The sequence below is a fragment of the Mucilaginibacter rubeus genome (assembly GCF_003286415.2).
GTDB classification, from domain to species: Bacteria; Bacteroidota; Bacteroidia; order Sphingobacteriales; family Sphingobacteriaceae; genus Mucilaginibacter; species Mucilaginibacter rubeus_A.
In genome coordinates this window covers 1,433,612-1,451,804 of sequence record NZ_CP043450.1, presented here as the reverse complement: position 1 = coordinate 1,451,804, position 18,193 = coordinate 1,433,612, and the positions used below count along the sequence as shown (strand labels likewise).

The following is an 18,193-nucleotide window of genomic DNA, read 5'->3' as shown; positions in this document are numbered from 1 at the left end:
TATATACAAAGACGTGAAAAGTATAGCCACCTTAATTGAACAAAACAATAAACGCTTGCTGAATACCCGAAACAATATCTTAGCTACCCTTGCTTATTTTGACATGTGGGACTATCCGCTAACCTACGGCGAAATATTCCTGTTCCTTGAAAATAAGTATGGTCAGCATGATTTTACCGAAGCGCTTGATCAACTCATAGCAGATAAGCTGGTATTTCATTTCGACAGGTTTTATTCGCTCAAAAACGATTATATGATCGCGATAAAGCGTAATAAAATGAATAAGAAGGCAGCCGAACTGGTCAATAAGGCTAAAGAGATTGGCGCTTTCCTGATCAAATTCCCTTACGTACGTGGCGTAGGCATTTCAGGTTCGTTATCAAAAAACTGTGCCGACGAAAACTCAGATATTGATTTCTTCATCATTACCGAACGCAACAGGCTCTGGCTTGCACGTACGTTTATGCATATGTTCAAGAAACTTACCTTTTTGGTTGGTAAACAGCATAATTACTGCATGAACTATTATATAGATGAAGTCCGGCTGCAGATAGTTGAAAAAAACATTTATACCGCTATTGAAGTAGCCACCATTATCCCGCTTGAAGGAGATATCACCTTTGAGAATTTTTACAAGGCAAACTCCTGGATGCATGATTTTTTGCCCAACAAGTGTATGCGCCTTGCCACCGCAAAACCATTAAAAAAAACATGGTACAAAGTTTTTGCCGAAAAGCTGTTCGATAATCCTTTCGGAAGTTGGCTTGACAACCTATTAATGGAAATTACCGCAGGCCGCTGGAACAAGAAAACCGAAATGAAGAAACTAAATATGCGGGGCGCAGTAATGAGCATGGCCGCAAGCAAACATTTCGCCAAACCCGCTCCCGAAAATTTTCAGGTTAAATTAATAGAACGGTACCGGACTAAGGTTTGTATGTTATTACAGCAATCTGAAGAGCGGGTTGCGCAGTAAATATCGATTTTGCCAAGTAAGGTAAAGTAAAACGGGTGTCATGCGGAGTGGAAGAAAATAGAGATCTGTGAAGGTCAAATGGCATATCCACCGCGTCATTGCGAGGCACGAAGCAATCGCCGATAGGCAGGTAACGACTTATTGTTGTAGTGACCTTACATCGTCGCGCTCTTGGCCGCGCGAGGCCAGGTACTAAGCATCTTCTGCGCTCTGTTTAGTGGCTTTACGTATCGTAGAAGATCCTTAGCTATCGCTCAGGATGAACAATCTTCACTTTTACTTTCACTTCTTCCTCAACGAAATAATATAATAATCCCCGATATACTTAAATGGCCAGGTGGTTTTCAGCCTGTCTTCCCAGGCTGTCAATATTTTATAAGCACGTGGATGCTTTTCGGCAAAGCCTTCGATATATGAAGGAGGCACTATAGTACAGAGTCCCTCAACATCTAATACTTCAAAATCCCGTTTTAAGCGATTTTTGATGTATGACGGATTGTAGTAGAAACAATCAAAATACACACCTTCAACATGCGCCTTACGGCCTTTGCTGCTAAAAAAACGACGGAAAGCAGTTTTGAACTTCCCTTTAAATACCAGCAGAGTTTCCCAAAGGCAAAACCTGGGCAATATTACAAGAGTGACCATACCACCCGGATTTAGCAGTTCTGCAAATGAACCGAGCACTTTATCCAGTTCGCCGGTACAATTGAGGCCTGCAAAGTTGGAGAAGATCAGATCATAAGGGCCTTTATTATCAAGCTGTTTGAGCTGGGTATATGAGCAAAGTTCATTACTTACCAAATGTTGTACACCATGCTTTAATACCTTTTCCTGCAATTGCTGCTGCATCCCTTTTGAAATATCGGTAGCATGAACCTTAAAACCTTTTTTTGCAAAAAACAGGGCATCTTCGCCGGTACCGCTATTCAGTTCCAGGATACTGCCTCCGGGCTTAAGATACTGCAGAATATGGTCGCGTACCCGCTTGCGTTTGTAGCCAATGATGGTATCCCCAGAATACAGCTCATCAAAAATTACCGACTGGTTACTGAACGCCGCCTCGGCAAATTGTTCATTTACATGTGTTGCAGTTCCGGTCATATCGCTTTTTCAAATTTCTCCAGCTTTAGCTTTTCAAGGTAAGTAAGCGGGGCGTAATAAAATACCGATAACGCTTTCTTTATACCGTTTGCCGAAATCGCGAACGGATCTTTCAGCAGCTTTTGCAGGCTGTTTTGAGCCAAATGTTTGTGATAGTTACGGTGTACGTATTTATGCAGTTGCTTGTAGTAATAAGCAGGGTAAGTGTTCTTAAACATCAAAGCCATCTCGTCAGAATCTGTCCAGTTGGTTTTCTTTTTCAGCTCAGCTTTCACTCGCTCATAAAAACCGGTACCAGGTAAGGGATATGATACCGATATACCTATCTCATACGGTAGCAATTGATTGATCATATCTATGGTCAGCGTAATATCGTCGCGCGTTTCTTCCGGATAACCAAACTGGATAAAAAACGAGGGCTTGATGCCATGCGCTTTCATGAGGTGCGTGGCGGTATGGATCTGATCGATGGTAATGCCCTTATCCATAGCATCGAGTACTTTTTGCGATCCGCTTTCGGCCCCTATCCATACGTTCTCGCAACCGGCAGCGGCCAGTGCTTGCACAGCTTCCTCTTCAACCAGCAAATCGGCCCGCGACTGGATCTTGAAGCGGATTTTAATTCCTTCCTGCCCCAACAGTTTGGCAAACTCCTGCACCCAACCGGGTTTCAGTCCGAAAATATCATCGCAAAACCAGATATGATCCATGCCATACCTTTCCTTCAGCATTTTAATCTCGTTCACAATATACTGAGGACTATGCGAATTATATCTGTTGCCATAGATAGGTTTAGCACACCAGTTACACTTGAAAGGGCAGCCACGGGTGGTCACCACATTAATTGAAAAATAGCCGGCATTTTTTAACCACATCTCGCGGTAAGTATCCATGTTTACCAAATCCCAGGCGGGCATTGGTAAGCTGTCCAACTCCTTCATTACTGAACGGCCGGGAGTCTTAATGATTTCACTGCCGTTCATGTAGGCTAAGCCTTTAATACCGAAATGATCGGTATTGCCGCCTTTAATATGCTCTGTAAGTTCAATTAGCGTTTGTTCCGCCTCGCCCAGGATAACAAAATCAGCCCCCTCTGCAAGATAGGCCGCGTACCTATCGGTCGAATCGGAACTTGAAACAATTACCGTGCATCCTCTTTCCTTTGCCAGCTTTGCCATTCTAAAAGCAGCCTCGCGCATGTTGGTCAGGCACATTTTGGTGAGGTAATTGAACCCATCGTCATAAATCACAAAAAAACTGGGTTTACTCAGTTCAATGGCCGGTATTACCTCATCGGGGTTGCTCACAAACATGGTATCAAACAGGCTTACGTTATAACCTCGTTCGCGCATTAAAGCAGCAGCATATATGGTTCCCAGCGGTGCATAAGGCTGCCCTATACCCCATTGCTTGGGATCAAACCGTAAAAAGTAAGAATGTGTAAACAGTATATTGTTCATACGTTTTAAAAACCTTATTTAAATTCCCTTCTTTTGAAAACATAGTTGTCAAGTTAGGAAAAGGTTGGCAAGTGCGATTCCCCTCTTGAGAGGGGTGGAGGGGTGTGTTACTGCTTTAATTAGCATATCGTATAACACACCCCAGCCATCGCTCATTAACTCTGCGCCCCCTCTCAAGAGGGGAATTATGCAAAGCCGCCTTTTATAGTTTATATTTTTATCTTTTCTATCCTAATCCAACCTCGCCAAAGGCGATAAATTAAGCGAGCACACGCATTTAACACAGGTAGGATTATTAGCCATATCCAGTGTTTTACGAAAGTTGATCGCTTCGTTACTATTCAAAATATCCTCCAACTTATTATCCCTGATGTTGCCTATCGCCTCATGAAAAAAGCAGGGGCGCACTTCGCCGTCGGCCTCAATAACTGCAGATACCCAAGGCGCATTGCACTTTTTAAACGGGAACGCATTATGGCCGTAAAAAGCCGCGTAATAGCCATAAATATCCTGGATCTTAGCCGGCGACTCGGCAATGAACCTGTTGGTAAAATCAGCTTTGTTTGCAAGTACCTGATTCGTTATTTCCTGAAACTCGGCGAGTTCATTTTCCGTAGGTAAGATTTCATGCTGCCGGGGTTCGGCCCAGGCGGTTTGACGGTTAAAGGCATGACTGCTCACATCGGCAGGTAAAAAACTAACCTGGTCAATACCCATTTGCCTTGCAGCTTCAATAATAGCGGGCCAGTTCCTGTAATTTAACCGGTGGATCACCGTACGCGCTGTAATGCGATATTTTGGCTCGATAGATTTGATATATTCCACCCCTTCCCGCAGCTTATTAAACGCGCCGGAGACGTTGCGAATGGCATCGTGCAAAAGCTCATCGCCATCTAAAGAAACAATGAGATCATCAACCCACTTTAAGATATTGTCTGCGTTTTTTTTAATAGACAGGCCGGTTGATAGTAGCGTGACCTTGATCTTTTCGGCGTGCAAGATTTCACATAGCCTGAAAAAATTGGTATTCAGCAAAGCCTCTCCTCCCGACATCAGCACTTGTTTAGTACCAAATTTCCTCAAGGCACCAAGCAAGTCGGTTACATCGGCTTCGGTAAGCTGTTTCAGGTTTTTATTATCTTTCCAGATATCGCACATTACACAACGGCAGTTACAGGCGCTGTGCGGCATCAGTATTACGATGGGCAACGCGGCTATGCGGTGCGTTTGCAGTGTACGAAAACGCTGAAAGGTATGATATAACGATTGGCCAGTCATCTGCATAAATTAAAATCCCTGTATTTCGGGCTGCCTGTAGCGCCAAACTTTTTGTAATAACTTGATCTCGTAAGGGTATTGGTACATGCTGGCCTTATAGCGCATGGTAGCCACCAGCTTAATAGCCATACGTTTAAGCATGTTCAGCCTGATATCAGTTACTGTTGGATACACCCCGTTCAGCACCGTTTCAAAATTCCTGATCTTATCAATCATATCGGGTGTAAGCCATGGCGTAAGCGGATTTTTACGTAAGTCGAAGCTTTCCCAGGTAGGGCTTATCCAGTCTTCCAATGTTTCCGGAAAGCGGAAGCCACTTTTAATCACTTGCTTAAACAACTCCGATCCTTCGGTAGGTACGGGGCTATAGGTATAAATCACGATCTCGGTTTTGGGGTTTACCGCCTTTACTTTCTTAATAAAATCTATCTCAAAATCAATTTGTGATTGTACCTGCTCCTGCGTTGGTGCCGGCGTGCCCAATACAAATGAATATTCGGGAATGATATCAAACTTTTTCAGACGCTCGGCAAACTCGATGATCTGGTCGCCGGTTTGAGTACCGCCTTTATCCATTTGTTCAAGGATGGCATTGTTGCCGCTTTCCGCACCAAAAAAGATGATCTTACACCCCGACTCGCGGATAGCCGCCAGCGACGAATCTTTGAATTTTGACATGGTGTCAATACGGGCCATTCCCCACCAGGTCATGTTTTCGGGTTTTATCAAGCGGGCAAACTCAACCGCGCGTTTTTCTGATACAAAAAAGTTATTATCATGAAACTCGATGGCATCGGCTCCCCATTTATCTTTGATATATTTTACATCATTATAAACGTTCTGTGCTGATTTAGCTTTCCATCTTGCTTCATAAATTGGCACTACCGCGCAAAATGAGCAGGTGAAGGGACATCCAATACTGGAGTGATAAGCCATCGTTTTTTCACCCAGGTAGGTTTTACCTAAAAACTTGGTGATAGGATAAAAAGTATTCAGCTTATCATATGGCAATGGCGGCAGGTTGTCCTGGTCTAAAAGATCTTCCTTGGCGGTTTTGATGATTTTACCATCTGTTGCTTTGTAAATGAGGTTACGGATAAACTCGTAAGGCTCATTTTTTTCAAGTGCATCAATCAGGGCGGGAAAGGCATGATCGCCGGGGCCATTGATAATAAAATCAACATAACCCGAATATAAAACCGCGTTAGGCTGATTTGAAGGAAAATATCCTCCCCAAATCATTTTAGTATCGGGATATTTTTGTTTGATAGTTTTAGAAGCTATAATAGCCTGCCTCAATTGGGGTCCCGGCATCACCGTAAAACCGAAATACTTAAACTCGCCGGTGCTTAAATAGCTGTCTATTTTCACCATCGGGTCGTGCTCACAATTGCCGTCAACAATCACCCAGTCATATTTTCCATCAACCGATGCCGCTATATTCAAAATCGAATTTGGTATGCGGTATTTGTTGTTAGCGCTGCGCGGATTAAATAATAATATTTTGTTCATCTGTTAGTGTCAATACTTTGCTTTTCCTTCAATCCCCCGGCAATGGGTTTATTTTTTTGTTTAAGCGGCCTGTAAAGCACCCCTGCCAGTACAGAGCCAACATCAAAATAAAACCCACTGCCATACCCAATCACAAATGCGGGGGATTGCCCATACAACAATTATCTCTGAGCCTCTGCACTATCACACTCTCACAATAATAAATACGCCCGGCATTTTACGCGGGTTGCCTGCCTTTATAAATAAAGTGGCTGGCAACCATTATTATTTAGCAGCCGTATTTGTTGATATAAGGTTGTTAATCAAATACCCCTGTACTGTGATCCAAACTGTAAAGAATTATATCAAGCAGCGCTTTTTCCCACCAAATATTCTGGAGAAAAATTCAGTTGATGCCTATGACATCTGGGCAGAAAACTATGACCAGCAGCCTGGCAATCTGATGCTTGACCTGGATGAAATATTGTTTCCGCGGTTGGTAACTGATGCAATTATTACCGGTAAAAATGTTGCAGACATAGGCTGCGGCACCGGCAGGCACTGGGAAAAGCTGTTTGCCTTAAGCCCCAAAAAGCTAACAGGTTTTGATACCTCCGGTGGGATGCTGGCCCGTTTACAGCAAAAATTCCCTTCGGCTAATATTTACCGCATTACCGATGACCTGTTTGGCGATATGCCATCGGGTGGTTTTGACACCATAGTTTCAACGCTTACAGTTGCCCATATTAAAAATATAGAGGCCGCCCTGCAAGCCTGGATGCGGATCCTGAAACCTAATGGCGATATCATTATCACCGATTTTCACCCGCACACGCTGGCCAACGGCGGCAAGCGTACATTTAAACATGGCGACAGTTTTATAGCGGTTGAAAATTACGTGCACCCGGTAAATACTATTAAAGATTTACTATTGAACAACAACTTTAAACTGGTTGCCGAACAAGAAATTAAAATAGACGAAAGCATGAAGCATTATTATGCCGATAAAAACGCGCTTCATGTTTACGACCGATATAAAGGCTTCCCCATTATTTATGGATTGCATTTAAGAAGAACAGATGGTACTGAATAATGTGACGATACCGGGAAACGATATTGCTGTGAGCATAAGCATAAGCGAGGGTAAAATTGTACAGGTTGCCCCTGCCATTGCCAATGATCGCGAACAGCTTACCTTTGTTGGTGCCATCGCTTTTCCGGGATTGATCAATTCACATGACCATCTTGATTTTAACCTTTTCCCCCAGTTAGGCAATCAAACTTATGAAAGCTACACTGAATGGGGCAAACATATCCATCGGGCGTATGCTGATGAAATTGCATCTGTATTGAAAATTCCTGTTGCCTTGCGTGAGCAATGGGGTATTTATAAAAACCTGCTCTGCGGTGTAACAACTGTTGTAAACCACGGCGAAAAAACTATCATAAACGATCCGCTGATCACCGTGTTTGAAAACTGCCAAAGCATCCACTCGGTTCTGTTTGAAAAAAACTGGAAAAAACGGCTCAATAACCCGCTTAAAATAGGCTTGCCCGTAGTGATCCATTCGGGAGAAGGCTCCAACACAGCAGCACATACAGAGATTGATCAGCTTATTAAATGGAACCTATTCAGGCGCAAGCTGGTTGGCGTTCATGGGGTTGCTATGGGTACCAGGCAGGCCAAACACTTTAAGGCATTGGTATGGTGTCCCGAATCCAACTATTTCCTGTTTGATAAAACAGCAGCCATTCATGAGTTGAAGGCAAAAACAGGTATTTTATTTGGTACAGATAGTACGCTGACCGGCCATTGGGATATCTGGCATCATATCCGCCTTGCGCGCAAAACGCAAATGCTTACCGATCATGAGCTGTATCATTCCCTAACATCGTTACCGGCCAAAATCTGGCAGTTAAACACCGGCAGCTTTATTGCCGGGCTTGATGCCGATATCGTTATAGCCAAATCAAACGGAAAGCCAAGTCTGCAGGCATTTTATGATGTTACTCCTGATGATATTTTATTGGTAATGCACAAAGGCGAGATCCTTTTATTCGATGAATCGCTTTATCATCAGCTTACAGGCATCATCACCCAGAGTTATAATAAGATATTAACCGGCAATAGTTTCAAATATATACAGGGCGATATCCACGGGCTAATCGCCGAAATAAAACGCTACAAACCCGACGCCGGATTTCCCGTACCCTATCCCATCCAACCCGCCGCATGAGCATCATTCAGAAAATATGGTCGAGATCAAAACGCAAAGCAGCTTATTTAAGCGGCGATGCACGCCATGTTTTGGGGCTGGATAAGGAGCTTTATCAAAATGCCCGCGGAAGTCGCATTATCCTTTACCACAATGTTTGTAAAGGCGATCCGCATAAATTCAACACCCTGTTCCTGACCTGCGAAAGGTTTGAAGAACACCTGCAGTACTATAAAAAGTACTTCAACGTGGTTTCGCTTGATGATTATTATGCAGGGAATTTCAGTGATGAGAAATTTAACATCTGCCTAACTTTTGATGACGGGCTGGCCAACAACTACCATTACGTTCTGCCCCTACTGACCAAGTATCGTATACCGGCTACCTTTTTTGTTACAGCCATCCGCGATGCAGGTTTTGATATTTTATGGAACGATATGTTGAGCATTGCCGGATATTACGGCCCCGAAAAGTTCACGTATAAAGATCAAACCTATCGTAAAAACCGGAACAACAAATATGTTGATGAAAACGGCGCCCTTTATGCCGACAAGCTGAGATCGACCGGGTTCAACGAAAAAGCAGCACTCATGAGTTTTCTTGAGCAGCTTACAGGTTTTAAAGCAAACCGGCAGGATGATGATTATTGGCTGCAGATGACTCCGGCACAAATTAAAACCATGTCTGCTTCGGCTTATGTAAGCATCGGGGCGCATGGCTATTACCATAATGACCTTGCGCGCATCTCTTCAACAAGCGCGACAAGCGAGATGACTATGTGCAGGCAATATCTTGAAAACCTGACCGGCAAGCAGATCAATAGCTTCGCGTTCCCTTATGGCTCATACAATGAGCTGGTTTTAAAAGATGCCAAAGCAGCCGGTTATACCCAATTGCTTGCAACTGATTTTATTAATACGGGAGATGGGCAGGATAACACCTTACGCGAACGCTTTACCGTAAACCCGTTCATATCCACTGCCAACCAGTTAAACGCCATAATAAGGGGGAGCTATGCATAGCAACGGGTACAGGATAGAGCGTTTAACCGAAGATCGGCTTGCCGACATGACCAGTCTGCATAAAGCAGTTTATGGCAAAGCATTGCCGTCTGATTTCTTCGCCCGAAAGTATAATACTGCATTTACCGGCGTCATGTATACGGGCTACCTGGCCTATGCCGGCGATGTGCCCGCAGCGTTTTATGGTGTGATCCCTTGCTTTATAAACTGCGATGGGCAACCTGTTTTGGCTGCCCAATCGGCAGATACCATGACCCATCCCGATCACCGCGGCAAAGGGCTGTTCATTAAACTGGCCGAGCTTACTTATGAACTTTGTTATCAGGAAGATGTCCGGACCCTGTTTGGCTTTCCCAATCAAAACTCCCTGCCGGGCTTTATAAACAAGCTCGACTGGCAGGTATCCGCCCAAATGGAATGTTTTATTATCCCGGTTAAAGCCCTCCCGCTGGAAAGATTGGCCAATAAGTTCCCGGCTTTAAAAGGTGTATATTGGTGGTACGTGAAAAAAGTAATTAAGCAGCATGCGTCCTTACAATGCGGAGTACCAAGCACACTGCTTAACGAAGGTTTCCACGGCCTGCACAGGGATGGCCATTACCTCAGCCATAAAACATATACCGAAAGCTTTACTATTAAAACAGGCGATACTTCGATATGGTTCAGGATTGCTGACGGAATGGTCATTGGCGATATCAATATTGCAACTAACGACCTGCGCGATATAATCCCCCGGCTTAAGAAAATAGCCAGGCGGCTGGGATTGCGAAAATTACAGTTCCAGGTCGATAAGCGATCTGCGCTGAATGCCTTTCTGAAACGCTATGCCGATCCAATCCCATCATTCCCTGTAATTGTTAAAGACCTTGGCGCAAGGATGCCGCTTGATAAAATGGCGTTCGCTTTTGCCGATATAGATATTTTTTAAGTGTTTGATATGATAACTCAACCGATCAGAAAACTTCTGTTTAACGGAAGTCCTATAAAAACTTTCTACATAACCCGCCTGCAGCAAAGCCAGATCAGGGAGAAGGTTTTTTTGAACGTTGCAGGTAAAAATCTCGATATCACCCGCAACAACAGCATGATCTGCCTCGATCCGTTTTGTATGGCGGCCTGGCTACCCGCCCATGAGGCGGCGGACTTAAACGCAGCAAACGCTATCATTGAATTTAAAACCAACGGCATGTTGGGCGCTTCTATCAATGTATCGTTGATAGAAACTATAAATACCGGAAAAGGAAGCCTGCTTTTGTTCAGGATAGAAAGCGTCAGAAACCACCAGCTTAATGCGCTGAAACGTGAGATGCTTTTCAGGTATTTCCTACGGTCGAAAAAGAACACCTATGATAGTCGCAAAGTAGTTAGTGCCCTGTACTCCTATCCACGCAGCATCATCATTGTTTCCTACGCCGATGATGAATATTGCAACGTTTTCCCGATGGATATTCACGGCTATATTGAGGAAGAGGGTATTTACTTATTAGGACTACGCACAACCAATATTACACTGGATAAAATCCTGAACGCCGGCAAAGTTGTGGTATGTGACACGGATACAGTCGACATCAATTCGGTTTATAACCTGGGCAAACATTCAAGCACAGCTCCAACGCCGGTTGACCAGTTACCATTTGATACCGTTAAAAGCGAAGTTTTCGGTTTTCCTGTACCTGCGTGTTCGGGCGGATATAAAGAGATAGAAGTATTTGAGCATAAAAAAATGGGCTATCATATGCTCATGATTGGCCGGGTGATTAATAACAAAGTATTGAAGCCAAATCCCGAATCATTGTACCACGTGGGTTTCCTGCAATTTCAAAACAGCAATTATACCAGTATTGAGGGTTTATTTTAATGAGATACGTTTTTGTCAGTTACAACTACTCGCCCGATTTTGATGATCCTGAAGCCTGGTTTGTCCGAACACTGGGTTATACCGGTCTTATGGACCAGCTAAGCAAACGGCATGAGGTGATCAACGTAAAACAGATCAATTATGAAGGGATTGTTAATCATAATAACATCGCCTACCATTTCGTAAACTTCAGCAAAAAAAAGCTTCGTTTTAACTTCCGGCTTAACCTTTATGTTAAAAGCTTAAACCCGGATATCGTGATATTTCACGGCCTGCATCAGCCGGTACAACTGATCCAGCTTGGGTTAATGCTGGATAAACATATCCCTATCATTGTTCAAAACCATGCCGAAAAACCATTTCCCGGCGGGATCAAAAAATGGCTGCAAAAACTGGCGGATAAATATGCCCATGCCTACCTGTTTGCTTCGCATGATATGGGCTTGGAATGGGTAGCAGCAGGCAACCTCAAATCACCAGAAAAAATACACGAGGTGATGGAAGTATCTTCTGTATTTTTTCCGATTGACCGCCCGAAAGCCGAATCTCAAACCAACACTAAAAACGCCCCGGTATTTTTATGGGTAGGCCGTTTAAATGATAATAAAGATCCACTTAACGTAGTGAGAGCCTTTTTAAAATTTTCCCAGGGCTCTCCCGGAGTAAAACTGTATATGATCTATCATACGGAAGAGCTGCTTCCTGAAATCAACGAATTGATCAACGCTTCCTTAAATAAAGAAGCCATAGAACTAATAGGCAAAGTACCCCACGCCGATCTGTTATATTGGTATAACAGTGTCGATTTTATCATCTCCGGATCACACTATGAAGGCAGCGGAACCGCTATTTGCGAAGCCATGTCATGCGGATGTGTGCCGCTGGTTACCGATATCCTCTCGTTCAGGATGATCACAAATAACGGCGAATGCGGGGTATTATACGAGCCGGGAAACGAAGCCGCGTTACTTGCCGTGCTCCAGCAAACAGCCTGTATGAATGTGGCAGAAAAGCGAAGGTTATCAATGGAATACTACAAGCGAAATCTATCATTTGAAGCTATTGCAGAGCAGATTGAGGAGATAGCAGAGGGACTGGTATAATATCAATTCTTGCTTCAAAAACCTTGCGCTCGTTTGCAACGAGCGCTTAACCTGGGTTTACGTTTGTAACGTAAATCACAAGCGATACAATCGCGAAACCATATTAAGCACACGTTACAAACGTGCGCAAGACGAAGGGCGACAAAATTATGTCATTGCGAGCGAAGCGTGGCAACCGTACAGAAGCATAGCCGCCCTGCATAGCTACGAGATTGCTTCGTCGTTTCTCCTCGCAATGACATGAAAAAAAACCTTAGAAAGATATCATCTTATTACAAATCCCCAAACTGGCTTTGTTATGTGTGATCAGGATAATCATGGTACCCTGCAGGGCCAATTGTTGCAGTTTAGCCAGCATTTCATTTTCAGCATCGGCATCCATCTCGCTGAAAGGTTCATCCAATATCAACAGATCGCAATTATGATAAAGTGCCCTCGCCAGCATAATCCTTTGGCGTTGACCGCCGCTGATATTTTTGCCGTTTTCGGTAATGATCTTTTCTATACCTTCGGGATAACCGGCAATTAGTCTATTTAAGCCGCAAAATGCTAATACTTCGGCAAGCCTTTCCTCATCGATCGCTGCATCATCGAGTACAACATTCTTAGCGATAGTATCATAAATAAAGAAGGGCTGCTGCTTTACCAACGAAATATTTTTACGGTATAACCTGCGCGTAGTGGCAGCGGTAATTTTATCATTAATATAAATACCCCCCGCCGTCAGTTCTAAAAAGCCGGTTAACAAATTAATGATGGTTGTTTTCCCCCTACCCGAATTGCCCGAAATCCCCATAATATCGCCGGGAGCCATCTCAAAGTAAACCTCATTTAAAACCGGCTTTTCCGGATAACTGAAACTTACTTTTTCAAATTTCAATGAGCTGATGCGTTCGTCAATAGTCTCGCTAATTTGTATCTTGTTGCTTTCTTCAACAACGAGGTCGGCTAAAATAAACTCATAGGTCTTCATTTGTCCACTGCTGTTCAGTATCTTGACTGTACCAGGAATGATCTTATATGCAGCAGCCACGAAAATGCCGATAGTGAGGATACTGACTACTTCTGTATCGCCCATTAGTTTATTTACAGCGATGAGGATAAAAAAACCCAGCACAGCAAACACCTCCATTAACCGCAAAGGCAGATTTTGCCAGGTTTGCTGCGAGGCTATATTTTGGTTTAACTGCTGCTGATAGCTAAAAAACCTGCGACTAAAAAAGCCATTTTTTTGGTAAATATTACTTTCAACATAACCCGCCAACGATTCATTTAAATGCTGAAGCGTTTTTTCGCTTACGGTTTTGATCTGCCCGCGGATGGTTCTTAATTTGGTTTTTATGAACCAACCTAAAACGCCAACAGGCGGCAGCAACAACACAAACAGCAACACAAACAAAGCTGGATGATACAGCATAATTGCTCCAACGGTAAAAACAATCAATACCGATTGGGAGATGATCTGCTGCAAATTGGTTAGAATGTAATGGCTAAACTCAATAGGTTGCTGGCTGATACGCCGGGTATGAATAGATGAATCTATATGCACGTATGCGTTATAATCATCATCAAGGTAATTCCGGATGTTTCTTTCAGATAACCGGGAAGCCACATCATAAAAAAAATGGTGCTGGGCATTTTGAGCGAAAAACCCGATACAATTTTTCAGAGCAAACAATACCAGGAAAATACCGATAAGCCACAACGACCGGTTATCGGCAATGAAAGCCGGCAGAAAAGCCTGGTTATGCACTGTATTCTGAGTATAAAAATTAACAATAAGCAACAACAAACCTAAAAAAGCAACGTCCAACAGGGCCACAACAATATCAGCAATGATAAGCCTGATGAATTTTGCCTTCTCCTGGTGGTTAAGTATTAAGCCTATGCTTTTGAGAATCTGCTTCAAGGGGTGTTAACAATAAAGCCAGATTTATCACTGGCTTTATTGTTGGTTACGGATGTTGAGGTGCTGGGGTTGCCTTAACTGTATATTACGATAATGGAAATATGTGTCATTGCGAGGAGGCACGACGAAGCAATCGCATACTCTACAGATCGGCTCTGCTTCTGTGCGATTGCCGCGCTTCGCTCGCAATGACATGGTGATTAAACGTTATTTCCTTATGCCCAATCAAAATCCACCACCCTGCCATTCAACTTCCATTTGGTTGGTAGCATGGTTTCCATCCAATCCAATGGCTGGCCCAGTGGCTGTACTTTAGCGGCTTGTGCAAATGCTGTTTTCACGGCTTTCTTTTGCTCTTCACCCATCGCCTCAGGCTGACCGGAGATAAACAACGGCGCACCGCTTTCTGCCAATAATTGCAGCCATTGTTTGTTTCTTTTCCATTCAATATCTTTTGTTAGGCCTACGCAATCGCCATCTACCGCATAAAAAGCGTTATGCTGCGGCAGGCGGAAAGCCAGTGTGTTAACCCCCATTTTACGGGTACGCGCCCATTCATGGCCGCTGGTGTCATCACCAATGCGGCAAAGTTCAAAAACTCCTGCCGAAAGGTGGCTCATGGTATTACAACCTATCACATAAATACCATCACCGGCAGCTTCACGGATGGAGCGGTAAAGGTGCAGGATGATCTCGGCATTAGTTTTACTCTTGTCGTTAAAATGCCAGCCCGGCGAAGTAAAGCTATCCTTCATATCAAAACCCCAGCGACCGGCAATATCATAAGTAGTAAAATCGTGTTTCACCATTTCGTAGCCCCATTGCTTGTACACATCAAAATTATGTTTGATCCGGGCTATATTTTCGGGAATGGTTGGGTCAAGTGTTGGATTTTTTGGGTTATCCCTACCGGGGATCTTTGGCGCCAGCAGGCTCGCCTTTTCATCGTGCCTTGCGCAAAGCGGGCGCATCCAAAGTCCGGGACGCATACCCATTTTTTTGATCTCATCGCCAAGGGCATGCATATCTTTAAACTTATCGTTAGGCTTCGAAAAATCATCGTTCCAGCCGCCATCACCCGGTAACAATGGCGAATAAGTTGCCCAGCCTGCATCTATTACCGAAAAAGGTTTATTGTTGTGGTCTGTAACCAGTTCGGCCATCATCGCTGTTGTTTTTTTGATCAACTCGGCAGAGTTATTACCGTAGGCAAAATACCAGTCGTTAATACCGTATACCGGTTGTTTGGGGATGCGTGGCTTTTCGCACATCATTTTACAAAAGCGATGTGTGGCGGCAAAAGTGTCTTCGCCGGCTTTGGCGTTAGCCGTGATAACATTAGCAGCATGCAGCCGCCTGTCGCCCAGTAGTACACCTACCCCACCTGAGGTTGTATCTAAAGTAAGTTCAATATTATCGGCATTAACGCCCCACCAGCAAATACTGTTAGCGCCGGTTTTCACGCCGAAACAAGCTGTTTGCTTATCATCATGTATAATTACATACCATGGGTTTTTAATACCCGTAGCCATTGTTTTCCATTCCAGGTCACCGTATGATCGTTCCCAATGGTCGCCCAGGAATTTGGCAGAGGCAGGGGTATTATGTTTCCATTTTAAACGCACCGCATTTAACTCTTGCTTTGGCGATGATACATAAATGCCTAACGCATTGTCATTGGTTTTCAAATTCACGCTGACCTCTTTATAACTGTAGTGCGATCCGCCTGAGGCTTTAAGCTTAACCCATTCGGTACCCGATTGCGCCCAGACTTCATCAGGAGCATTCATGATAGCGGCACCGTTTGAAGCCGCGTAAGTAAGCCTGCTGAAAAGCAGGGCCGCCGATGTAGTTGCAGAAAGTTTTAGGAAATGCCGTCTTTGCATAGTTGATGTAATTGCGATGTGATTATCTGTTAACGTAACATTTAAATTGGTTTACAACATTACTAAAAGGATTAAGCAAAAACTAATACGATCTTATTAATTTGTTAAAAAAATCACACCTCCTTGCAGGGCGGCATAGGCAATAAAGTTTAACAATAACTTAATCTACAAAACGGGGGCATTGTAACACCTTAGTGATATAATTGCCGAACCGATAAAATGATAATGGAGGATATAGAATTACTGTCGAAAATTAAAACAGACGACAGGGAAGCATTTAATTCTTTATTTTTAAAATACTATCCGCTATTGTCAGATTTCTGCAGGTTTTTAGGAGCAGACAATGATGATGGTGAAGACATTATAGCCGATCTGTTTTTAGACCTCTGGGTGAAAAGAGAGCGGCTGCAGATTCATACCTCCATAAAATCATACCTGTACGGAGCCATAAAAAACAGGGTTTATACTTTAAAAGGCAAAAGCCAGAAAGTTGAACTGTTACCTGAAGAGTACGCGTCGGACAAACCCATAGGCGATCACCTTCGCCCTGATGAGATCCTGTTCAGGAAAGAGCGCCGCCTCATGATTGAGCGTTTTATAGATGAATTACCGGAGCAGGGAAAACTCATTTTCTTGATGAGCTGGCATCACCAGCTTGAGCACCATGAAATTGCCGAAATTTTAAATATCTCGCCCAATACGGTAAAAACTCATATTTACCGGGCCATCAATTATTGCCGGAAGCGCCTGCTTTTGTTAAATAATTAGTCACAATATTAACATTACATTAAATCATAAAATCATGTAATCGGATTGCAGCCTTTTGAATACTTACTTCAAAATGGCGCACATGGATGAACATCATTACCTATTGATCATAGGCTACCTGGAGGGGAAAATATCCGAAGAGGAAACCCAGTATTTATTGCAAAAAGTTCAAACCGATAAGGAATTTTCTGACGCGTTTGAAGATATCGCCGAGATCTGGTCGGCCAGGAAGCCCGTTCCCAGCAATACTGTCAAAGCTAATGATGCCCTAAACCGCCTTAATAAAAAAATAGATCAGCTTGAAACGCCATCCAACCAACAGGCAGCGCCAAAACCAAATGTCATTATTTTAAAACTAAGGCCTGTACTTGCAGTAGCGGCTTCGGTATTGTTCCTGGCCTGCGCGTTCTGGTTTTATAAAACCCACATCAGTAACAAAACTGCCAATACGTTAGCCCTTATTGAAAACCATACCGCACCCGGACAAAAAAAGAAGATCAATTTGCCCGATGGTACCATTGTAACCCTTAACGCGTCAAGTAACCTGCACATTGCCGTCAACTTTGATGACGAGAAACGTGAAGTGTATTTAGATGGTGAAGCTTTTTTTGATGTAAAACGCAATCCGCAGAAACCATTCATTGTACATACAGGCAAAGTTGCTACCCAGGTATTGGGCACGCATTTTAACGTATCGGCCTATGTTAACGACAGCAATATCACGGTATCGCTTGTGGAAGGCAAGGTTCAGGTTGATATGAATAATGATCTGTCCAAACGCGTCATCCTCGACCCCGGTAAGCAAATGATCTATTCAAAAAGCGATGGCCAGGCTCGTGTTATCGATTTTATAACCGAAGATATTACCGGGTGGAAGGAAAATAAGCTGGTGTTTAACTACGACAGCTGGACCGACGCCGCTAAGAAACTAAGCAGATGGTATGGCGTGCCTGTAAAACTGCAGGACAGTACCCTGCTGCGCTGCAAACTGAAGGGCACTTTTGATAATATCCCGCTAAACAAGGTGATGGAGCAAATAAAAATGGTTTCGGATATATCATGGAAAATGCAGGATAACGCTATGATCATATCCGGTAAATGTAACTAAACACAAGAGAGGTA

At 43.5% G+C, this 18,193-nt stretch carries 15 protein-coding genes; 9 read left to right on the top strand and 6 right to left on the bottom strand.

What is annotated here, in order from left to right; all coding sequences use genetic code 11:
- Positions 1-13 precede the first annotated feature (13 nt).
- Positions 14-976 carry a nucleotidyltransferase domain-containing protein gene (locus DEO27_RS05950; RefSeq protein ID WP_112572152.1) on the top strand — a complete coding sequence of 321 codons (963 nt, stop codon included), beginning with the start codon at positions 14-16 and terminating at the stop codon, positions 974-976.
- Positions 977-1,258: 282 nt separating this feature from the next.
- Here the strand turns inward: DEO27_RS05950 and DEO27_RS05945 are convergent, their stop codons facing one another.
- From DEO27_RS05945 to DEO27_RS05930, 4 genes are all read right to left on the bottom strand, one after another.
- Positions 1,259-2,080 (bottom strand): class I SAM-dependent methyltransferase, encoded by an 822-nt coding sequence (locus tag DEO27_RS05945; RefSeq protein ID WP_112572154.1) that lies wholly within the window; start codon positions 2,078-2,080, stop codon positions 1,259-1,261.
- On the bottom strand, positions 2,077-3,540 hold the full coding sequence (locus DEO27_RS05940; RefSeq protein ID WP_112572156.1) for a B12-binding domain-containing radical SAM protein: 1,464 nt from the start codon (positions 3,538-3,540) through the stop codon (positions 2,077-2,079). Before DEO27_RS05940 ends, DEO27_RS05945 begins: the two co-directional genes overlap by 4 nt.
- A gap of 231 nt (positions 3,541-3,771) precedes the next feature.
- Positions 3,772-4,824 carry a radical SAM/SPASM domain-containing protein gene (locus DEO27_RS05935; protein WP_112572158.1) on the bottom strand — a complete coding sequence of 351 codons (1,053 nt, stop codon included), beginning with the start codon at positions 4,822-4,824 and terminating at the stop codon, positions 3,772-3,774.
- Positions 4,825-4,827: 3 nt separating this feature from the next.
- Positions 4,828-6,330 carry a B12-binding domain-containing radical SAM protein gene (locus tag DEO27_RS05930; RefSeq protein WP_112572160.1) on the bottom strand — a complete coding sequence of 501 codons (1,503 nt, stop codon included), beginning with the start codon at positions 6,328-6,330 and terminating at the stop codon, positions 4,828-4,830.
- Positions 6,331-6,649: 319 nt separating this feature from the next.
- On the opposite strand from DEO27_RS05930, the gene DEO27_RS05925 reads away from it, so the two are divergent.
- From DEO27_RS05925 to DEO27_RS05900, 6 genes are read left to right on the top strand one after another with little or no spacing between them, the layout of a single operon-like run.
- Positions 6,650-7,402: a class I SAM-dependent methyltransferase gene (locus DEO27_RS05925; protein ID WP_190295334.1), complete on the top strand. Its 753-nt coding sequence runs from the start codon at positions 6,650-6,652 to the stop codon at positions 7,400-7,402.
- The gene (locus DEO27_RS05920; RefSeq protein ID WP_112572164.1) at positions 7,389-8,546 is read left to right on the top strand and encodes an amidohydrolase family protein; all 1,158 of its coding nucleotides are present in this window, start codon (positions 7,389-7,391) and stop codon (positions 8,544-8,546) included. The genes DEO27_RS05925 and DEO27_RS05920 overlap by 14 nt, the downstream gene beginning before the upstream one ends.
- Positions 8,543-9,547 (top strand): polysaccharide deacetylase family protein, encoded by a 1,005-nt coding sequence (locus DEO27_RS05915; RefSeq protein ID WP_112572166.1) that lies wholly within the window; start codon positions 8,543-8,545, stop codon positions 9,545-9,547. The genes DEO27_RS05920 and DEO27_RS05915 overlap by 4 nt, the downstream gene beginning before the upstream one ends.
- The gene (locus tag DEO27_RS05910; RefSeq protein WP_112572168.1) at positions 9,540-10,475 is read left to right on the top strand and encodes a GNAT family N-acetyltransferase; all 936 of its coding nucleotides are present in this window, start codon (positions 9,540-9,542) and stop codon (positions 10,473-10,475) included. The genes DEO27_RS05915 and DEO27_RS05910 overlap by 8 nt, the downstream gene beginning before the upstream one ends.
- A gap of 9 nt (positions 10,476-10,484) precedes the next feature.
- The gene (locus DEO27_RS05905) at positions 10,485-11,405 is read left to right on the top strand and encodes a hypothetical protein (protein WP_146750047.1); all 921 of its coding nucleotides are present in this window, start codon (positions 10,485-10,487) and stop codon (positions 11,403-11,405) included.
- A complete protein-coding gene (locus tag DEO27_RS05900; protein WP_112572172.1) occupies positions 11,405-12,508 on the top strand; it encodes a glycosyltransferase family 4 protein in 1,104 nt (367 codons plus the stop codon). Before DEO27_RS05905 ends, DEO27_RS05900 begins: the two co-directional genes overlap by 1 nt.
- A gap of 253 nt (positions 12,509-12,761) precedes the next feature.
- On the opposite strand, the gene DEO27_RS05895 is transcribed toward DEO27_RS05900, so the two are convergent.
- Together DEO27_RS05895 and DEO27_RS05890 are read right to left on the bottom strand one after the other, a co-directional pair.
- Positions 12,762-14,417: an ATP-binding cassette domain-containing protein gene (locus tag DEO27_RS05895; RefSeq protein WP_112572174.1), complete on the bottom strand. Its 1,656-nt coding sequence runs from the start codon at positions 14,415-14,417 to the stop codon at positions 12,762-12,764.
- Between the two features lie 215 nt (positions 14,418-14,632).
- Positions 14,633-16,303: a hypothetical protein gene (locus DEO27_RS05890; RefSeq protein ID WP_112572176.1), complete on the bottom strand. Its 1,671-nt coding sequence runs from the start codon at positions 16,301-16,303 to the stop codon at positions 14,633-14,635.
- 225 nt (positions 16,304-16,528) lie between these two features.
- Here DEO27_RS05890 and DEO27_RS05885 point away from each other — a divergent pair, with 225 nt between their 5' ends.
- Both DEO27_RS05885 and DEO27_RS05880 read left to right on the top strand, forming a co-directional pair.
- The gene (locus tag DEO27_RS05885) at positions 16,529-17,071 is read left to right on the top strand and encodes an RNA polymerase sigma factor (RefSeq protein ID WP_190295333.1); all 543 of its coding nucleotides are present in this window, start codon (positions 16,529-16,531) and stop codon (positions 17,069-17,071) included.
- A gap of 55 nt (positions 17,072-17,126) precedes the next feature.
- Positions 17,127-18,179 carry a FecR family protein gene (locus DEO27_RS05880; RefSeq protein ID WP_146750048.1) on the top strand — a complete coding sequence of 351 codons (1,053 nt, stop codon included), beginning with the start codon at positions 17,127-17,129 and terminating at the stop codon, positions 18,177-18,179.
- The last annotated feature ends 14 nt before the right edge of the window (positions 18,180-18,193 follow it).